Origin of the sequence: Paraburkholderia oxyphila NBRC 105797, assembly GCF_000685075.1 — a bacterium.
Lineage (GTDB): Bacteria > Pseudomonadota > Gammaproteobacteria > Burkholderiales > Burkholderiaceae > Paraburkholderia > Paraburkholderia oxyphila.
Genome location: NZ_BAYD01000248.1, coordinates 1 through 2161, shown reverse-complemented (window position 1 = coordinate 2161; position 2161 = coordinate 1). Strand labels below are relative to the sequence as shown.

Here is a 2161-nt window from a genome sequence, read left to right as displayed (position 1 = left end):
TTTTGTCGATGAAAGCCCCGCTGCTGCTCACCTCCCTCGCGCTCGCCTCCGGCAATACCGCCGCATGGATACTCGGCCTGCGCGTCGAAGCGGCAACACGATGGCTACCCGCGTGGTATCGCACTGACCACTGGGGCGATAACACGCTAGTAGTGCTCGCAACGATTTCCCTCTACCTCATGAGTCGTGCGCCGTTGCGCGAATACCTCATCCACTGCATCGCGCTCTTTCTGCTCTGGGAGATCCCGACATGTCTGGATTTCGTTGCAAACGCAATTGGGCCACCGCTGCCCGACCAGGTGCACATGAGTGTGGCACCCTATCTCGGCGGCACCATGCTTGTGGTCACGGCCACATCCATCATGTTCGCAGCGCTGCGTGTTGAGCCATCCCGCCGCAAGCGTCGAGCGCCCACCACGCGGCCCCGTCAACGCGGGCGTTCCCGGCGCGCCACGTAGCTGGCGGTTCTTTTGGCGCTTCGAGGCGCTGCCCGAGCGAATTGCTTGTGGGAGCCTCACTCCAAAAAAACCATAGACGTACACCCTTCACTTCGTCTAGGCGGCGAGCTCCAACACGAGACCTCACGATCGGTTCTTCCAGCCAACCGCGTCGAAATGCCGTGTGCATGCCGCTCTCAAGGTCGGCGGGAAAGGTCAACGTTTATGGGCAGCACGTCGACGCAGCAGAACAACCGAACGCCCGCCTCCAACGGCTCCCGTTGCGGCTCGTCCTATACCTCGTCATGGAATCCTTCCATAACCACGAAGGCCAAACCAACACGACGAGGAACACACACTATGACGAAGCAAATCAGTGAAGGGGTTCCTTTGCTTTTCGTGCATTTTCCCGGTTGCAGCAACTCAAGCCTGGCGAGCCTTTGCCTTGCGGCCCTATAAAAACTCTTTTTGCAATCAATCACATGCTGACTACGTCGACGTGGCACCCACACGGGAATCGTTGTTCTAGCCTGCCGCGACGAGCAAGCCAATAACGCCAAGCAGGACCACGACGAGCACGCCGTATCCGGCGTGCAGATAGCGGGCCTGCCGCTTGTAGCGCGCGGCGTGCATGGGTGCGAAGTCTTTCATGCGCTTGTCGAATATGCTGATCGGGTTCGCATTGTGATCGGCATACCGCTCGCGGTTGCGCTCGTAAATGAGGCGTTGCGACGCCTCGACCTTGCCCTGTTCCACCAGTTCGCTCGAGCGCGAGCTTTTGTTGATGCGGTGGAGGTAAAGCGGCTCCCTGATGTACTGCACATGCGCATCCGGGCCGAGCAGGCGCACATAGAATTCCCAGTACTCGAACCCATGCACCATTTCCGGCGCATAGCCCCCCGCGCGCTGGAACGCCTCGCGGCGGTACATGGTCGTGTTGACGATCAGGTTTTGCCAGAGGAGCTTTTCGTAGCTGTACTCCGGCGACCGCCAGACCTTGCGGTTTTCACCGAAGCTCTGCGTACCGGTATGCACAAGCACGGTATTGGGGAACGCCTCGAAACACTCGACGGCGCGCTTGAGATAGTCAGGGTGGATTTTGTCGTTACCATCGAGCGGCACAAAGAGCGAGCCGCTCGCCTGGAAGAAACCGAAGTTGCGCGCCGCCGCGACGCCGCCGTTTTCCTTGGTCAATGACCGGATGCGGCTGTCTTTCTTCGCGTAGGCCTCGACGATGGCCTTGGATCCGTCGGTCGAGCCGTCATTCACGACGATGCACTCCCAGTCGTTGTATGACTGCGCGAGCAAGGAATCAAGGGCGTCAGCGATGAACGCCTCCTGATTGAAGCAGGGGACAACGATGGAAACTGTAGGCATGGCGAAGTGTGGTGGGTTTGCAGGCCGCTTTGCTGCGGCCTTCGGAATGCCAACGGATTTTAACCGACTGGACGCGCCGGGATGGCCGGGCAATGGGTCGATGACCGGCCGGTGCGGAGAGCCGACGAAGCTTTTCGCCCTCACAGGAAGGAACACGGATGCGCGATAGGAACACCGTGACCGAGCTATCTCGCATGAGGCTATGCAGGGAGACTGGTCATCGGGAAGCAGGCGAAGGATGCGTCAACATTTCGCCAGTCAGTCAACGCCGGGGGACGCGCCACAGACGGGACGAATCCAGACCCGCACCGCGCCTGCCTACTCGGCGAGCCTAAGTATTCCATTAA

2 protein-coding genes are annotated in these 2161 nt (G+C 59.8%); one reads left to right on the top strand and one right to left on the bottom strand.

Features of this window, described 5'->3' with window-relative positions; all coding sequences use genetic code 11:
• A partial coding sequence (locus tag BO1_RS60565) for a hypothetical protein (protein WP_028223755.1) occupies nt 1-458 on the top strand: 458 nt, incomplete at its 5' end.
• A gap of 504 nt (nt 459-962) precedes the next feature.
• Here the strand turns inward: BO1_RS60565 and BO1_RS55990 are convergent.
• Nucleotides 963-1970: a glycosyltransferase family 2 protein gene (locus BO1_RS55990; protein ID WP_156992820.1), complete on the bottom strand. Its 1008-nt coding sequence runs from the start codon at nt 1968-1970 to the stop codon at nt 963-965.
• Nucleotides 1971-2161: the final 191 nt, after the last annotated feature.